This is a genomic window from Rossellomorea marisflavi (assembly GCF_022170785.1).
Taxonomy (GTDB): Bacteria; Bacillota; Bacilli; order Bacillales; family Bacillaceae_B; genus Rossellomorea; species Rossellomorea marisflavi_B.
The window spans coordinates 980883-998036 of sequence record NZ_CP081870.1 but is presented as its reverse complement, the minus strand read 5'-3'; the positions used below and the strand labels follow the sequence as shown (position 1 = coordinate 998036).

Here is a 17154-nt window from a genome sequence, read left to right as displayed (position 1 = left end):
TTAGCAATTTGGAGGCCATTCCGGAAAGTCACAGCTGGAATTGGCATCCTGATCGACGAATTCAGGGTTTCCACGAGGGAAGCAGAATTCAGCGAGAACCTCCAGGGTGACGTTGGCATGGACCTCGATCTGCAGGCAGGCCAAGAGGTTGATCTCGAAGAACTGATCGGTGAGGACTCCGCCATCTGCCATGCATTTTACTTCAAGGAGCGAGCAGTCGATGTTCCCGGCGTTGAGGCCATCAGGAATGCAAACGGCAAGGGAACGGTCGAGGTAAGCCCGGTAGTCGATGGTGCACGAGCCCCCGTCCTCCGTTTCAAGGGTCAGGCTGACCGGGATCTCAATCCTGACATTCACGACACCCGGACTTCCATTCTCGTACCCGATCACGCGGCAGGTTGTGGCTCCGGTGCTACAGGAGATTGTCACGTCTTCGCCGAGGGCGAGGGCGTCTTCTACGATTCCCCTGCAGTCAGGCGGGATCATGACCTTTTGACTTTCCCGGAATGGAGCAAACACCCAGTCATAGACTTTGCTTACGTTGATGCATTCCGCATTCAGTTCGATCACAGGCGGTGTAGTTGGAGGGGGAGTTGGTGGAATCTCTCCCAGTTGAATATCAAGATCAAGTACCTGCCCCTCTGTCAGAGTGACCTCAATCCGCCTCTCTTCATATCCTTCTGCCCTGACCCGTACCACAAATCGGCCAGCCGGCAACCCGATTAGAAGATAGACCCCATCTTGAAGGGACAGTGTGGATTTGAAAGGAACTTCTGAACCAACGGGAAGGATTTGCACAAGAGCCCCCGGAACCGGTCCACCTGTCCCGATATCCGTGATGAAACCTGTTAGGCTTGCAGGATTCGCTACTAAGGCGAAATCCTCTTGAGCGGTTTGACCAGCCCTGATGGCAACATCCCTTCTCTCAGATTGAAAACCTGTGGCCCTTACAACCAAGACCACCGGTCCCTGAGGAAGACCACTCAGCAAATATGCCCCATTGACATCTGTCAAGGTACTTCCAATCGGCTGCCCGGCGACCGTGAAGGCAAGAACGAGTGCGTTCACAATCGGAGTACCGTCGCTTGCCCGTCTCACTGATCCCGCAATAGTACCAGAACCAAGTCCCAATGCCTGATTGACCACGACCCGCTCATTCAGCCCGAGAACAATCGGGACCGTTCCCGTGACATATCCTGGGGCTTGGAAACGGAGAGTATACTCACCTGGTGACAACCCATCCAATGCATAATTCCCGTTCGGGTCGGTGAATCCTGTTGCCGCAATGATACCTGAGCCGCTGTATAGGAGCGTCACCGATGCATTGGCAATCGGAAGTCCACTGGCGGCCTCTGTGACGGTGCCCTCAATCCTTGATGGAAGTCGATCCAAAGCCACATCATTCGTCTTTACTTCTCCCGGATTGAATAAAAGGAGGTTCGTCTGGGATTGATAATTTGTGGCACTATAGACGACCCGATATTCTTGGGGTAAGAGACCATCAATGGTGTAGCCCCCTTGTTGGTTCGTCAGGACGGATGCAACAGGGATTGTGGTCCCTACCACGAATATCTGTACGAGTGCCGATGGAAGTGGAAGTCCGTTCGCAGCATCCCGAACGGTGCCTTGGATGGAGGCAGTATCCTGCACAAGGGATACATCCACGGTAACACTCGTTCCGGCAGGTAAGGGAATCGTCCTGAGAGTCGTTCCAAATCCGGTCGCGCTGTAGATCACGGAATAGGTTCCTTCCCTGATACCCGGTAGTTCATAAAAGCCATTTGCATCCGTCAACGTACTCGTCACAAAGGCACCATTCTGAGTAAAGACCCTCACAAGAGCCCCTTGAATCCCTGCCCCCGATCCCTGAGCCGTCACCCTGCCAGAAATAGTAGAAGGATTAGCGTCCAGGAATGCATTGATGGTTGCAACTTCATTTTCTTCAAGCGTGATGGATTGTACGTCACTAGCAAAGGCATTAGCTGAGAAAGTCAGGGTATACTGTCCTTCAGGTATATTGCTCAACGTATAGGTTCCATCGGCACCGGTCAATACGCTTCCTACTTCAATATCCGTGTTCGGAATGACCAAACGGACAAGTGCACCCGCAATCGGGGTTAGCGTGAGGGCATCGGCCACCGTTCCAATGATTGTTGCAGGGAATGGACTTAATGGAATATTAAGACCCTCCACTTCACCAGGGCTAAGGAACACCGTATTGGTACTGATCTTATAATTCTGAAGTTGTGCCGCTACGTCGAATGTACCTTGTGGTAATCCGGAAACAATGTATCTACCAGTTCCATCTGATACCACTCGCCGAACGAGGATATTGGTGCCGCTCACTCTAATTTCAATCACCGCACCCGGCAATGGAGATCCGTCCACGGCATCATAAACGAGGCCGTTCAACGTAGCAGGGTTCCCTTGCAAGAGCAAGTTCACCGTATTGGTCACGTTCGGTTGAATCAACGTTTCACTCAGGCCCGCCTGGTACACAGGGTTGACCGCTCCTACCGTATAATCCCCCGGAGGCAACCCGCCTGCATAATAGAAGCCATTCGCATCCGTATTCACTGAAGCAATAATGGTTCCTTGGTTGTTGATGACCCGCACGAGTGTCCCGCCTAGCGGCTGCAGGGTCTCAGCATCAAGGATGGTTCCTTGGATGGCACCCGGATTCGGCGTGAGGAATACCTCAACCGTCGTCACCTGACTGCTGACGACATCGGCTGACACGGCGGCTGACCCATATCCATCGATACCGGATACGACCACGTAGGACCTTGGTGATAATTGAGTGGATCGGAAGAACCCATTCGCATCCGTGAGAGTCGTTGTTATGATCGGCCCATCTCCAGAGAACTGCCGGATTGTCACGGTGGCATTCGGGATCGGCAGATTGGTTCCCGCATCACGCACCGTTCCTTGAATCACCCCCGGATTAGGCTGGAGGGCAAAGCTGACATTGCTTACGATATTGGGCGCAACCGTTACACCTGACAACTCAGGTCCGAAATTCGCGGCATTGGCTATAACGGTGTAAGTGCCCGGAGTCACTCCTGTAAAGGAGTATTGGCCAGAATCATTTGTCAATGCAGTGGATACATTGACCCCGGCTACATTCCTAAGGGTCACGGTAGCGTTCGGGACGGATGCTCCTGTAGGCAAATTGGTCACAATCCCTACCACTTGACCCGGATCATCTCGCAGGAATAGTTCAACCGTCAGAACATCTCCAGGTCCTGCAAAGACCGTTTTGGAATCGGTCCCAAAATCTACAGCATCCGCTGTAAAGTATAAGGTACCTGCAGGAAGACCTTGAAACGTCACCTGACCTGAAGAATCGGTCGTTCCAGAGGCAATGACAATATTGTTTGATGATTTGACCTGTACTTGGGATCCTCCAATTGGTGTAGACGATCCCACTATAAGGACGGTTGCTGTAACGGCAACAGGATTCGGAGTAAGGACATTCGTGACTGGGATGGTCTGTGCACTTGTTACAATCGCTGAAACCGTTGAAGATGCAAATCCAGTAGCACTTGCTGTGATAAAATACGTCCCCTGCAGCAACTGTGGAATCTGATACGTCCCATCTGAATTGGCCAGGACTGTAGCGACAATGACATTGTCTTCATTCACGACGGTGATCAGAATATTTGTGCCCGATACAGGATTCCCCAGCGTATCCACCACCGTCCCTTCAATGGTCCCTGGATCAGGGGTGAGGAATAAGTGGACGATGCCGTTCTGATCGCTGACAACGATCGCTCCGACTTGTTGGGAGGCATATCCGGTCAGGGAAGCTGTCACAATATAGGTTCCAGGAGCCAGACCACTCACAAGGAAGTTCCCGAACAAAGAGGTGGTGGTGGTGATAACGGGAAGCTGTGTCGTGGCATCCGATATGACAACCGTGGCTCCTGACAAGAGGGTACCCGTAAACGCATCCGTTACCTGACCAGTCAAGCCCCCTGTATCCGCCAGGAGCGTGAAGTTCACATCCGGCAGGATTTGCCCTGCTGTCAGCGTTACGCCTTGTGACGCCTGACCAAAATTGACCGCATTGCCCACTACCGTATAAGAGCCCGCCGGAAGATTCCCCACCGTATAGACTCCGTTGGCGTCAGAAAAACCTGAAGCCACCAAGATGCCTATCGGATTCAACACTTGAACGAATGAGGTCGGAAGCGGCACCCCGCCGGTTGTCGTGATGGTGCCCGTTATGGTGGCGGGATTCGGTAAGATGGTCAGTGCGATGACATCTGTCTCCCCACTAACCACCACGGCACCTGCTTGTGCGGAAGAGTAGTTCGGTGCACTCGCCGTGACTGTGTACACACCTGGTGCCAAGTTATTAAAAGAAAAGGTTCCATCAGGGTTCGCTGCAAACGAATCGATGAAGACGTTATTGCTATCCCTTAATTGTAAGATCGTGTTCGGTACTGCCGGGGTGACTAACCCGGTAATACTCCCAGGATCAGGGATCAGTTGAACGGCTACCGGCGTGGTGACGCCCGAAACGACGATCGCGCCCACACTGCGATTTTGAAAATCGGGAGAAAGGACCGATAGGGTATATTGATCCGGCGCAAGTCCGGATACGGTGAAGTTCCCGGCAATGTTCGTCAGCACGGACGTGACCAGTTGACCGCTACTATTCAGGACCGATACTACCGCCCCTCCAATCGGCGTTGAGCCGATACTGCTTGTGACCGTGCCGAAAATACTTCCCGGATTTGGCAAAAGGGCCACATTCCCGACCGTCGTCAGATTCGGGAACACTTGTACCGTAGCGCTATTGGTCTGGAAGTCCACCGCAGAGGCGACAACGGTATACACCCCCGGTGCAAGATTCCCCAAAACGTATTGACCGTCCGGGGCAGATTGAACCGTGGCGACAAGAGAGCCCCCTGCATCCAAAACCCGTATCTGTACATTCGCTCCTGCAATCGGACTCCCAGTCTGGGCGTCGAGAATCACCCCGGAGATGGTCCCAGGATCACTGGCAAGAGATAGGTTCAATACGGTCGTTCCGGCAGCTGCGATACTGGCGCCAGCCGAAACTTGTTGGAAATTGAGACTGCTTGCCACCACGATGTAGTTTCCGGGAGCAAGACCCGTGACCGTATACGTCCCGTCATTTCCTGTCACCGTCGTTGCGACAATGATTCCCGTACCCGAGCTTGCTGCCACCGTCACCGAGACGCCCGATAGGGGATTGGCACCCTGATCGGTTATGGTTCCAGTCAACGTACCTGGATTTGGAGTCAGGAGTGCGTCAAGCGTTGTAGTCTTTCCACCTGATATGGATGTCCCTAGAGAGGCCGACGTGAACGTATTGGCCCCGATCACGACGGTATAGGAACCTGGAGAAAGCCCCGGAACGGTGTAATTCCCTGCCAGATCCGTCAACACGCTCGCGATCTGGACGTTATTAGCGTACACCGTTACGACCGCACCAGGGATTGGCAGGCTGCCCGGGCCAGTCACGGTACCCGATAACGTTCCTGCTATCCGTGTCAATGGAGCATCCACAACCGTGATGGCATTGGACGTCACCACGGCTCCATTGGTTACACTTCCATATCCAGGTGCCGAAAATATAAGAGAATACGAACCTGGACGCAAGGAGGCAAAGGTATACACTCCCGTCACATCGGTCGACAGTGTCCCCGATACGACCCCCTGTCCGTCGATCACTTGAACCGTGGCCCCCTGTATCGGCAGCAGAGTCGCCGCATCCCTTACCTGCCCCGTCACCGTTCCCGGGTTTTGCAAAAGGAGAAGATTCCCTGTCGCCGTCAACCCCGAGACAACCAATGCCGATACGATACCCGTGGAATATCCTGAAACCGACGCCCTTACCTGATAAAGCCCGGGAGCTAGTGCATCGAATGTATAGACGCCCCCTGCATCCGTCGTCGTCGAGTTGAGGAGGATCCCCGTAGATGTAAGCAATTCCACCGTGGTACCGGGAAGTGGTGCACTGGTCACGCTATCCTGTACCGTACCGGAAAGGGCACCGGGGTTCGGCACTAAGGTAACATTCACGACCGATGCCTGATTGGCCACCGTCGTGACGCCAATCGTCTGAGATTGAAAAGCCGGGGCGGAAACCGCTAGATTGTATGGCCCCGGTATGAGTCCCACAAACGAGTAATTTCCTAAAGCATCCGTGATCGTGGTACCCACGATGACACCTGAAGAATTCGTGAGGACGATCGTCGCCCCGAGGATCGGACCACCGCTTGAAACATTCCCCGAAATGCTACTTGTTTGAGGCTGTAGCGGGATATTCACCGTATTAGAAGCACCAGGGGCTACAGATGTGTTAACACTGGCGGTATTATACGTCGCCCTGGCTGCTTCGATTGTATAGTTCCCCGGTACCAGATTGGTGAAGGAATAAAAGCCGATGGCATTCGTAATCGTCGAGGCCACAACCGTGACCCCCTGTAGGAGATTGACCGTAGTATTTGGCAGGAAAAGCCCCGTAGCCTGATCGGTGACAACGCCATTGATCGTAGCAGAAGCTGTTACATTTACGTTCACAACGGTCGTATTGGAAGTCACCACCCCTCCCGAGAAACTATCCAGTCCCGTAGCCACTACGCGATCAAGGAGCCTTTGTCCGCTCAGTGTGTAGGAACCTGTAAGAGTGAACGTCAAAGTAGCTTGGATGTTGGCAGGAAGATTTCCTACATTCCACGTCAACTGCTTCGTCAGTGCATTATAACTGATCAACCCTTGGGAGACACTGTCCACCACAAACGAACTGACCACATCTGTCCCGATGAGATCAACCAGAGACACGGCATTGGCCGCTGACTGCCCATTGTTCCTCACGGTGATGGTCCCGGTCCACGTGGCTTGCTGCCCGAGCAGCAGGCTGGTCGGGCCACCGGTGAGCTGCTTATTTGTTTCAAGACGGGCACGGATATCAGCATCCTGAGCAGATATGGGATTACTAAAAGCATTGACAAACGAAAACCCTTCACTTGTACGCAAGGAGTCCTTGTTATAATTATTCGCATTCGCCGATGAAAAATATATGGTGCGCAACAGTGAAGCCTCTGTGATCCCCAGGGTGGAGAAAAACACACTGGCCGGTAAATACCAGTCCAAAAAGAAATCCGGAGTACCTCCGATCGACGAATCAGCGGGAACCACCCTTGCAAAGTCGAAATTGGTTATGGTCCTTGACACATTGGGAGCCCCATTGCCATTGGTCCCTTCCGCCTGATCTGTCCAAGAATTGAATTGAACGATCGTGTTCTGGATCAAGCTGACCCGATTGTTCAGTCCATCCACATTGAATAGCCAGTTGTATGTTCCTGCAACGCCTGTCGTGTTGATCAGTACGCCCCAAGAAAAGTTCCTGAAACCAGTCAGCTGCGTGTTACGCGGATCTGCCTCCAGTCGTAGCCTGAAATAAACGTTGGTCCCATCATAGGCAAAAAAGCCGGTCGGGAACGTCGAATTCCCGACAAGGTCCGTCGAAGCGGGGGATTCATCCCCCAAAACGTCAAAGAGCGGGACGCCACCAACCTCTATCGCAGTATATTGATTGTTACTAGGAAACGCCAAACCTAAACCCCTCCTTATCCTGTCATCCATACATCTTATTGAGAAGAGGACAAAACGGGTCTAGGGGTTCCGTCTAATTTCATGCCATTTTTTCTTTACAGGCTTCGCTGTTAAATGAAAACTGGCATTTCACCTCACCACCTCGACGCCCAAGCCACAATGGAATAAAGTAGACAGTCACATCAATCGGGAGATGTTCAACATGTTTTACCATGGACAAAACAATTACGTTGAGCAGCCATGTCAATTTGGAGGGGTACCAAAGCTTTCTAAAGCAACACCCAATGGCTATGAAACACCGAAGATGCTGAGTTATTAATTTCACAATGGTTCTTTGCCCAATCCAATGTATTAGTCACCTGCACACAGAAAGGTCATCACCTCTAAGGATGATGACCTTTCTGTGTATATAAAATTAAAAATATTTTTAAAATTAATTTCATCCAAAAGGTTTATGTTTAAAATGGAAGGGTAAAACTACAATTGGACAGATATTGATACTTCGATTAATAATTCGATACCCACCTCGAGCAATTCCCCAAGACAAGGATATAATCAAAAGAATTAGGGCTATTGCACCTAGTTCTTATTTTTTGGAAGTGGGTGTTCTTCTTGGAGATTACACTATATATAGGACGAAGGCTCAGATACCATCGAAGGACACAGGACATTACCATTCAAGAACTGAGCAAGGCAACCGGACTCTCAATCAACTTTATCTCGTCATTAGAAAGAGGTAAAACAAATGCCTCTATTAACAAGGTCGACATTATCGTCAAAGCCCTAAATATTTACTGGGTGGATATCTTGCCACCCAGAGAGACATAATTTCCAATTTACAATTGGAAATTATTCAATTAAAAAGTCTTATTTTCACTACTTTTAACCGTAATATAAATGGGAAATTATGAATATTGCTCGTGTGGGATACACTGAAGTAGAATGGGAACTAATGTTTCCAAGTCAAAATTCAGGATGTGTTTCATACGTGATATTCCACATCGAACGTACTGGTTGCAGAAACCAAGAAAAACCTTTGGATCGTGCTTACGAAATCAAAGGGAAATGGTATGTTGAACTTGATGACCTATCTGAACTGGTCGGAATTATTGAGCAGTTTAGCGAAGCCGTGATCATCAAGCAACATTACCTCCATTCAAACAGCGAAGGTATCTCCTCCATCCTCATACAGGATAAGGAATGCGATTGCTGCTCGTAAGTTTAGCAGGGAGAGCCCATCTCCCTGCTTCTTTATTAGACACAACTACTATTACCCTACTTTATAGATCCTCAAACCCTACTCACCCAATTTCAGTATGTTTTCTACTCTTTTGGATCAGCGTTCCACCGAAATACTTCACCATGAACTAGGATGATGCCAAAACATCGTTGGAAGAGCTCCAGCACCTATACCAAGAACCCCCCCACTGGACACGGAGAATACATGGAGGGTGACGAGCTCAAGAAATCATTGGATTATCTCGTCGCTCACTTTAATGAAATCGCCCTTCCGTGACCAAAAAAAACGCCATTCCAGGAATGGCGTTTTCTTCTTTACATCACGATGATCAGAGCAATCAGCGCCAGTATAGCTGGCATCCCCTGTTTCACAATGATCCCCTTATTGGAAGTGAACCCGCCAAACAACGCAGCGATCACCACGCAAATCACAAAGAACAGTTGGACCATATAGCCTGTCGATGTGCTTCCAAGAATTAATCCCCAGATAAGCCCTGCAGCAAGAAATCCATTGTACAGGCCCTGATTGGCGAACATCGTTGCCACATTGGGATCCCCTTGGAGATGCTCCGGCAGATTGAAAGCCCGTTTGGCCATCTTTGATCGGATAAAGAACATTTCGAGGATCATGATGAACAGATGCTCGATCGCCACGATCCCTACTAATATAATTGCTATGATTTCCACAATAATCTCTCCTCTACTCGTACATCCCTTTATAGTATGTTCAACAGTTGTTCTTGACAAGCGGGAAGACATAGAAAAGTTGCAGACCAGAATGTGGTTTTCAACTTTTCTACATTCATTGAGTAGGTAATCCGGAAGAATAAGGTGCTATGTTCTACCATTACTGAATCACACTTATAGGTGTTATCCTACCTTTATTGCTTCTATACTCCATTAATCTATTAAAAATTGCTGTGCTGATCTTATAAGATAGTGCATCCGTATAATGGCTCGCGCTCAATGCATTTTATTTAGTTAACATTCATCTAAAAAATTGATCACTCGCTTGATGAGAAGCTTCGTCGCGTCATCATCGTAAGACGGTAAACAATTCTCGGTGAAGAGATGTTCCTTTCCTTCATATAAAAAAAGGTCAGCGTGAATAGTTGACTTAACAAGCTCACGGGCCGCATCAATGTCGCCGTCTTCAACAAAAAAAGGATCTTCATTCATGGCGTGAATTTGAACAGGTACTTCTTTGGGCCACTCGGAATCGAATGCCGAGGGCGGAAAGCAGGAATGAAAGAATAGTGCACCTCTTGCGCCTGCACGTGTTTGAGCGAGCTTCTGTGCAGCCGAGACACCTAATGAAAAACCTGCATAAACAATATCATTTGAGAGTTCGTTAGCCGCCTGAACACCGCGCGCCGACACTTCTCCAAATCCAATCCCCTTTACGAATTCCAAGCCATCTTCCAGCGTAGAAAAAATGCGACCATCAAATAAATCTGGCACATGAACAATATGTCCTGCACCTCTCAATTGATCCGCTATTGCTTCAATTCCCTTTGTTCGGCCTAAAACATGATGGAACATTAAAACCTCTGCCATCTTCTTTTCCTCCTACCAAATAAATTTCATCTCTATCAGATTCAACGGTAAGACTCTTATACCTTTAAATACATTGTGAGATACATGCGATCATTCATTGAAACACCATTTAATGGCCTATACACACGCTTTGTATAGTTCATTTTGACCACAGGGTAGGGCATCTCTCGATTCACTCATAACCTCGGATCGACCGGATCGGCATTGCTTGCCAGTGTGCCGAGGGCGCACTCGTGTATGCGTTCGAGGCTCTCTCCGTCAACGAAGCGCCTGATGCCTTCAAGGCCGAGGGCGAACTGCCGGAGGGCAAGCTTTTGTTTCTTGGACACATTCCGTTTTCTTAGGCGGTCCAGATTCTCGGGCTCCGAATAGTCCATGCCGTAGATGATATGGAGGTACTTCTGTCCTCTCACCTTGATGGCAGGCTGAACGAGCTTGCCTTTCGACCGCGTTAAGAAGGTTTCCGGCTTAATGACGATGCCTTCATGTCCGTCCGCTGTCATCTTGAGCCACCAATCGATTACATCCTGCTCCGATGCTTCATCGTCGATCACCTTGAACTCCGTCTCCACGAAAAGATGACTGAGGCGTGCGAACTCCCGGTTCTTTTCCATATGCCATGTATGAGTCTGATCAAAGAACGTTTCCCCGCTGTGGGCGAGCACGTGGAACGGGGCGATCTGGATATCGTCGAGGCTTTCGACGTCCCAGCAGTAGGTTTCATACACATCCTTGAACACGCCGGCATGATGAAGCTTTTCTTCATACTCCGTGAGCCAGGCGCTGATCCCTTCATGCTCACCTAAGGCGGCTGCGAGCTTCTCCGTCAGCCTCCCCCGGTCCATGAGCGCCTGCTCCGACACGTGGGCGTATTGGCGATGGATCAGTTCCTTCGCCTTCAGGTTCCACGGCATGATCTCGGCATCAAGGAGCACATACTCGGTCTCGTACCGTGAGAAATATCCACCCTTCACGAGATCTTCATGAAGGATATGAAGTACACGATCCTCCACCTTTTCCTGGAAGAAACGTCTACCCGTCCGCGTGTACATGACGCCTAGGGTTCGTCTTCCTATAACACGCTTCCCGGCTTCCTCATCCTTGAATAAGAGCACGATCCCCCTGCTGCCCATATGCTTCTTCTCGGCCACCATCCGGTTGATGCCAAGACTACGGTAGTAATCGATGGCGTCCTGCGGGTGTTCGAGGAACCCGTCGACCGTCGATGCTTTCGGCGTCGGGCTCATGGTCGGCGGGATGTAGATGAGTTCTTCGACAGGGACCGTGTAATGGGAGATGGCATCGATCGTCGGGATGATCTGCGCCTTCGGTATCGCCACTTCCCCATACGTTTCCGTCTCCACGCTGTAGCCGTTCAGGAATCGGGCGATATTCGGCGGATTGAGTCGCTTCTTCTCGAGCTCTTCGAGAGGATTTGAATCACTGCCTGAATAGTCCGTTTTTCCCTTCACCGATAACAGCGTCCGCTCAGGATACCGGTAGGCCGTAAGCTCTCCTCCGAAAACGGCACCCTGATCAATATTCAGGGTGTTATTCATCATGAGGGGCCTCGGTTTCGGATCATGCCCCCATAGGATCAGAAGGCTATTGTGATGATGAACGGTCCAATCCTTCCTCACCGGGCGCCCGTCTTCATGGAAACCATCGGTATCACCATACCGGCAGAAGTCACTGATTGCATGGGACTCCTTCCCGATGAATTCATCCTTGATGCCGGCATGGACACAGACTGCGACCGGTACTTCGTTTTGCTTCAACACTAGATGGGACGGGGCCCTCAACAGGAAGCTACGCCATGTTTCTTTCAGCTCATTTGCCGCCTCTTCCCCGTGTTCCGCTTCGTATCGCTCAAGCGTTTCCGCGATCCACTCATCTCCGTGGCTCAAGGTGACGTTCCGACCGCCAAGATATCGCGCGATCTTCCACCCATGGTTGCTGTCGATCATATGGGCAAGCCCCCGCTCCACATGCGTGTGGAAAAAGGTCATGGTCTCAAAAGACTTCGGGCCACGGCTCATGATGTCGCCGAGGGAAAGGAATGTGCGCCCGTCTGGATGGATATAGAGTCCGTCTTCATTTTCCTCATAGCCCAGTTTCACAAGAAGGTCAATTAGTTCATCAAAGCAACCGTGGACGTCTCCGATGATATCGACCCCCTTTGCTACATCAAGTTCCAAGGAATTACCTCCCCTGATCCACTCGACGGAATCAGAAGGACGGACCGTATAGACAAAGCGGTAGCCTTCTTTCTTCACGAAGCGCTTTTCCCTCTTGAAAACCTGGTACTGCTGCTTGATGCGCCGTTTCCCCCGGGGGTTGTCCCGGTGGAGATCGCGCTCAAGGAGTTCGTCCTGATCCGTGTCGAGGATAAGGGCCACGATGGGAACGTGGTTCTCTTTTGCCATGGCGATATACCGCTTCCGGTCATCGGGATGCAGATGGGTGGCATCGACGAACGTCAGCTTGTTCATGCGGCAGCGTGCCCCGATCACGGCATCCATCATCCCGAACGCTTCCTTGGAGATCTGCTGGTACGTTTCAAATAGCGTATCGGCTTCTTCCTTCGGCCTGTCCTTCCAGTCGATGAATTCCACGTCTCCGACGAGCTTCCTGAACTCATCGGAGCTCACGATCTCGGAGGGTACTAGGGTGTCCTGCTCGACCAGTCCGCGAAGGAGCGTCGACTTGCCGCTATTGGATGGCCCTATGAGAAGGACGATGCCGGCATGTGGGATCATGATCTTCATCATGCTTCCTCCTTTCGTGTGAAAATGGCAAACTGCGTCGGCTGCCCGTGGGTGTCATGAGAATCGCCGATTCCCTGATGGGTGATATCATACGCTTCTTCATGGTCCATCTCCCGGCACCAGGTCTGGAACTCTTCCCGGGTCCATTCGAACCGGTGATCGGGATGACGATACCCTTCCCCCATGTCGTACACCCGGTTGTACTCGGCGTTCGGTGTCGTGATCAGGAGGGTGCGTGGACGGTAGGCACCAAGGATCGTCTCCATGATCTTCGGCAGGCGGTGTTCATCGATATGCTCGATCACTTCGCACAGGATGATCACATCCTTATTCCGAAGGCGCTCATCATAATAGAATAGCGACCCCATCACGGTCGTCGGTTTCAGGAACCCCGGCTGACTTTCCGCTTTCTCGAAACGCTTCAGCGCCTTAAGAGTAGCCTGCTCCGACGGCTCGACGGCAAGGATCTCTTCTATTCCGGGAACCAACCCGAGGCGTGCGGCCAGCTTTCCTTCCCCTGAGCCCATGTCGACCACGCTCGATTTCGTTTGGAGGTCTTTGACCACGTGGATGATCGACTCATACCGGGTATCATTGAGCCTCGGTTTGGCCGGCTCTGACTTTCCTTTCCCTTCCTCGGGAAGAACATGGCGGTACACATCCTTGAAGCGGAGGGCCCGCTGGAGGATGAAGGAGCGTTTAGGATGATCGTCGAGCCACCCTTTCCCGTATCTCTCAATCTTGTCGATTTCTTTTTCATCGATATAGTAGTGCTTGTACTGATCAAGGACCGGGATGAGGACGTAAAGCTGCCTGAGTCCTTGCTTCAGGGTCGTGCTCCCTTTCAAGGTGATGAACCGGGCGGCCGGCTCCCCTTCACTCCGGTCGATTCCCACGGCAAATCCAAGGGGCTCGAATAGCTCGCGGATCGCCCCGTCTGACAGGGAGGATGCGAGGGGGCCGAACTCGAACGTGAACGGGAAGGCATGATCCACCCACCCCGTGTAGGCTTCCTTCGGTTTGCCGTTCAGGGCCGTACCGAGGGCCGTGCGCAGGAACGTACAGAAGATGCTGCTTACGGAAAATTCGCGGTCATTGATGTAGGAAGTGATGTCATACTTCTCCGAACCGTCCCTCGACAGTTCAATCGGGTCGGGTGTCACGAAGAAGGTCACTTCCACCTCATCCTCCCGGAACGTGCTGAAGAACATCCGGACGAGATGCCCGTTCTGGCTCCGCTCGTAGAGGTTCGCCGGGTTCTTCGCAAGCAGATGGGAGATGACTTTCGCATCCTTGTCTGCCGTATGGATCGTCAATTGCATGGGGATTCTTCCTTTTTACTGGGTTATTAATTCACTAGTATACCAGTTCAGAATGGAATAAGTTTCAATAATTGTTAAATGTTCTTGCCAATTTCTATAGAAAGAGATACAATCCAAATATACCTCGTAAAACGATGTACATAGTAAAACGATACAAAGGAGGCATCACTCTTGGACAAAGAAATCATGAAAGGCAGCATCGACATCCTGCTTCTATCCCTGATCAGCTCGGAGGATATGTACGGCTATCAGATCGTGAAGGCGCTGAAAGAAAACAGTGACGAGCTTTACAGCATGAGCGAAGGCACCCTCTACCCCGCCCTGAAGCGGTTGGAGAAAAAGGGATGGATCCGCTCGTATTGGCAGGAGCCCGATACAGGAGCACGCCGGAAATACTACGCCGTCACCGAAGACGGGAAGGCAGAACTGAGCCGAAAATTGCAAGAATGGAACAACGTCAACACCCTAATCAAGAGATGTTCGGAGGGACTCGCATGGATCAAACCATTGAAGACTACATCGACCGCATTGTAAACAAACTCGACATGGACGAGATCGACCGACTCGAGCTGAAAGAAGAAATGAAGGGTCACATCGACCTGTTGAAAAGCGACTTCATCGCACAGGGCCTTGATTCCGAAGCCGCAACAAAAGCCGCCCTGCAAAGCTTCGGCCATGAAGAAACCCTGAAGGACGGACTGACGGAGTCGTATTCCCCTTTCAATAAAGGCGTCCTTCTATTCCTGAAGCTGGCCGGAGGTGCCTATGCCCTCGTGCTGATATGGACACTGCTCCTTCAGCGCATCGTGAATAACATGGTGGCCTATTTCTCAACTCCTTTCTACTTCAATCGATACTTCTGGGTACCCGAGGGTGCCGGTTATTTCAATCTGGATTCGTGGGTGCGGAATGCGAACGTCCTCCCGTTCCACAGCCTGTATGAATACACAACAAGATGGGACCATTTCAATGTCGATATCATCCTGACGAACACTTTCGGCAACATCCTTCTCTACATCCCACTCGGGTTCTTCCTGCCGCTCTTCATCATGAAGGGTTCAAGAATGATGAAGGTGGTCAAACAGGCCGCCATCCTCATCTTCCTTGTGAACCTGGCACAATATGTGCTCCACTTGGGACGCTTTGATGTGGATGATGTGATCCTCGGTACGGTTGGCTCGTTGATCGGGTATCTGATTTATCGACCGTTCATGCGCTTGTCGAAGGGGATGGCAAGTCGTCGGGTTGTGAGGTCGTAGAATTTAGATTGGTAGAGTACAAGTTAAGAATGTTTTAATAGAAGAACTCGGACGAAAAGTTTCCGATTTCTTCTATCTAAGTCGGCATACCCTATACATATCTCAACTAAGAACATGAATGGCCCCCCTTTCCCCACTCTGAAACATGTGAGTTTCATTGGGGATGAAATGGAGATTTCGCTATTTTGATGTTCAACGAAACCAAAAAATGGGTTACCCGATTTGTACTGATCGGGTAACCCTTTGGTTGTTCATGTTGTGGTACTAGATTTCTTACTTCTGTTCTGATTGCACCAAAATCTTCACCTGATTCTTCTCCTTGATCAGGCTCTGGAAGCCTTCTTCGATGACGTCATCGAGAGGGATCCGTTTGGTGACGAGTTTGTCGGCAGAGAAGTAGCCTTTTTGCATGAGGGAAAGAACGGCCGGATACACGTCGCGGTAACCGATGATGCCTTTGACGGTCCGTTCCTTGATGACGATGTCATTCGGTAGGATTTCCGCTCCCTGTTCCCAGATGGAGACGATGATCGTTTCGCCACCGATCCCTGTTGACTGGATTGCTTGGCGAAGGACGACCGGAACCCCTGTCACTTCGAAGGATACATCGACACCTCCACCGGTGAGGCGGCTGATTTCCGCCACGGTATCGTCCACTTCGGCCGGGTTGACGACAATCGCACCGAGTTCTTCTGCCTTGGCTTGTCTCTCAGGAGAAAGCTCGACGGCATAGATATCGGTTGCACCAGCGGCTTTCAATGCTTCGATCACAAGAAGCCCGATCGGCCCGCATCCGAACACCGCGACTTTATCCCCTGCCTTTACTTTACTTGAACGTACCGCGTATAGGGCCACAGCAGACGGTTCCACAAGTGCGCCCTGTTCATAGGAAAGGTCATCCGGAAGCTTGAAGAGGAGCTCTTCATCGACAGCCACGTATTCACTCAAGCCGCCACCGCCGCCTGCAAGTCCAAGGAAGCCCATTTGCTCATCGAGATTATAAGCGCCTTGGTGGCCATGTGTGGCGAAGATCGGTTCCACGACAACGCGGTCGCCTACTTTATAATTGCTCACGCCTTCTCCGACTTCCACGACTTCACCGGAGAACTCATGTCCGAGGGTGACAGGCGCTTTTTCGCCCGTAAGAGGATGGGGCTCATCGACCGGGATGAAGATCGGTCCGCCCAAGTATTCATGAAGATCACTACCGCAGATTCCACACCATTTCACTTTCATTTTCACCTGACCGGCACCTGTCACCGGTTCTTCGATTTCTTCCAAACGAATGTCTTTCTGGTCATGCCATCTTAGTGCTTTCATCATGTGCCATCTCCTTCTGTCTTGTCTACACCCTCAGTATACAACGAACGACACTTATGTTAAATTTAGTTAATATTAACGTTTGTTAAGCAGAAC

10 protein-coding genes are annotated in these 17154 nt (G+C 50.8%); 4 read left to right on the top strand and 6 right to left on the bottom strand.

Features of this window, described 5'->3' with window-relative positions:
• Window positions 1–7593: a carboxypeptidase regulatory-like domain-containing protein gene (locus K6T23_RS05325; RefSeq protein ID WP_238283811.1), complete on the bottom strand. Its 7593-nt coding sequence runs from the start codon at window positions 7591–7593 to the stop codon at window positions 1–3.
• A 603-nt stretch (window positions 7594–8196) separates the two neighbouring features.
• Between K6T23_RS05325 and K6T23_RS22370 the strand changes: the two genes are divergently transcribed.
• Both K6T23_RS22370 and K6T23_RS05320 read left to right on the top strand, forming a co-directional pair.
• Window positions 8197–8421: a helix-turn-helix domain-containing protein gene (locus K6T23_RS22370; protein WP_420493502.1), complete on the top strand. Its 225-nt coding sequence runs from the start codon at window positions 8197–8199 to the stop codon at window positions 8419–8421.
• Between the two features lie 94 nt (window positions 8422–8515).
• Entirely contained in the window at window positions 8516–8812 is a 297-nt protein-coding gene (locus K6T23_RS05320; RefSeq protein WP_238283810.1) for a hypothetical protein, read from the top strand.
• A gap of 335 nt (window positions 8813–9147) precedes the next feature.
• On the opposite strand, the gene K6T23_RS05315 is transcribed toward K6T23_RS05320, so the two are convergent.
• The 4 genes from K6T23_RS05315 to K6T23_RS05300 form a co-directional block, all read right to left on the bottom strand.
• Entirely contained in the window at window positions 9148–9519 is a 372-nt protein-coding gene (locus tag K6T23_RS05315) for a DUF1304 domain-containing protein (protein ID WP_048013704.1), read from the bottom strand.
• 294 nt (window positions 9520–9813) lie between these two features.
• Window positions 9814–10389, bottom strand: a complete 576-nt coding sequence (locus K6T23_RS05310; RefSeq protein ID WP_048013705.1) for a dienelactone hydrolase family protein — start codon at window positions 10387–10389, stop codon at window positions 9814–9816.
• A gap of 176 nt (window positions 10390–10565) precedes the next feature.
• Window positions 10566–13160 (bottom strand): polynucleotide kinase-phosphatase, encoded by a 2595-nt coding sequence (locus K6T23_RS05305; RefSeq protein WP_337946930.1) that lies wholly within the window; start codon window positions 13158–13160, stop codon window positions 10566–10568.
• Window positions 13157–14479, bottom strand: a complete 1323-nt coding sequence (locus K6T23_RS05300) for a methyltransferase domain-containing protein (protein ID WP_238283809.1) — start codon at window positions 14477–14479, stop codon at window positions 13157–13159. The genes K6T23_RS05305 and K6T23_RS05300 overlap by 4 nt, the downstream gene beginning before the upstream one ends.
• Window positions 14480–14650: 171 nt before the next feature.
• On the opposite strand from K6T23_RS05300, the gene K6T23_RS05295 reads away from it, so the two are divergent.
• Window positions 14651–15013, top strand: coding sequence for a PadR family transcriptional regulator (locus tag K6T23_RS05295; protein WP_079515077.1), 363 nt, complete (start codon window positions 14651–14653; stop codon window positions 15011–15013).
• A complete protein-coding gene (locus K6T23_RS05290) occupies window positions 14974–15738 on the top strand; it encodes a VanZ family protein (RefSeq protein ID WP_238283808.1) in 765 nt (254 codons plus the stop codon). Before K6T23_RS05295 ends, K6T23_RS05290 begins: the two co-directional genes overlap by 40 nt.
• Before the next feature lie 273 nt (window positions 15739–16011).
• On the opposite strand, the gene K6T23_RS05285 is transcribed toward K6T23_RS05290, so the two are convergent.
• Window positions 16012–17058 (bottom strand): 2,3-butanediol dehydrogenase, encoded by a 1047-nt coding sequence (locus K6T23_RS05285; protein ID WP_048005661.1) that lies wholly within the window; start codon window positions 17056–17058, stop codon window positions 16012–16014.
• Between the last annotated feature and the right edge of the window lie 96 nt (window positions 17059–17154).

Bases quoted from the DNA above. Each gene is read 5' to 3' on its own strand.
- K6T23_RS05310 (WP_048013705.1), bottom strand. From the start codon at position 10,389: ATGGCAGAGGTTTTAATGTTCCATCATGTTTTAGGCCGAACAAAGGGA.
- K6T23_RS05305 (WP_337946930.1), bottom strand. From the start codon at position 13,160: ATGATGAAGATCATGATCCCACATGCCGGCATCGTCCTTCTCATAGGG.
- K6T23_RS05300 (WP_238283809.1), bottom strand. From the start codon at position 14,479: ATGCAATTGACGATCCATACGGCAGACAAGGATGCGAAAGTCATCTCC.
- K6T23_RS05290 (WP_238283808.1), top strand. From the start codon at position 14,974: ATGGATCAAACCATTGAAGACTACATCGACCGCATTGTAAACAAACTC.
- K6T23_RS05285 (WP_048005661.1), bottom strand. From the start codon at position 17,058: ATGAAAGCACTAAGATGGCATGACCAGAAAGACATTCGTTTGGAAGAA.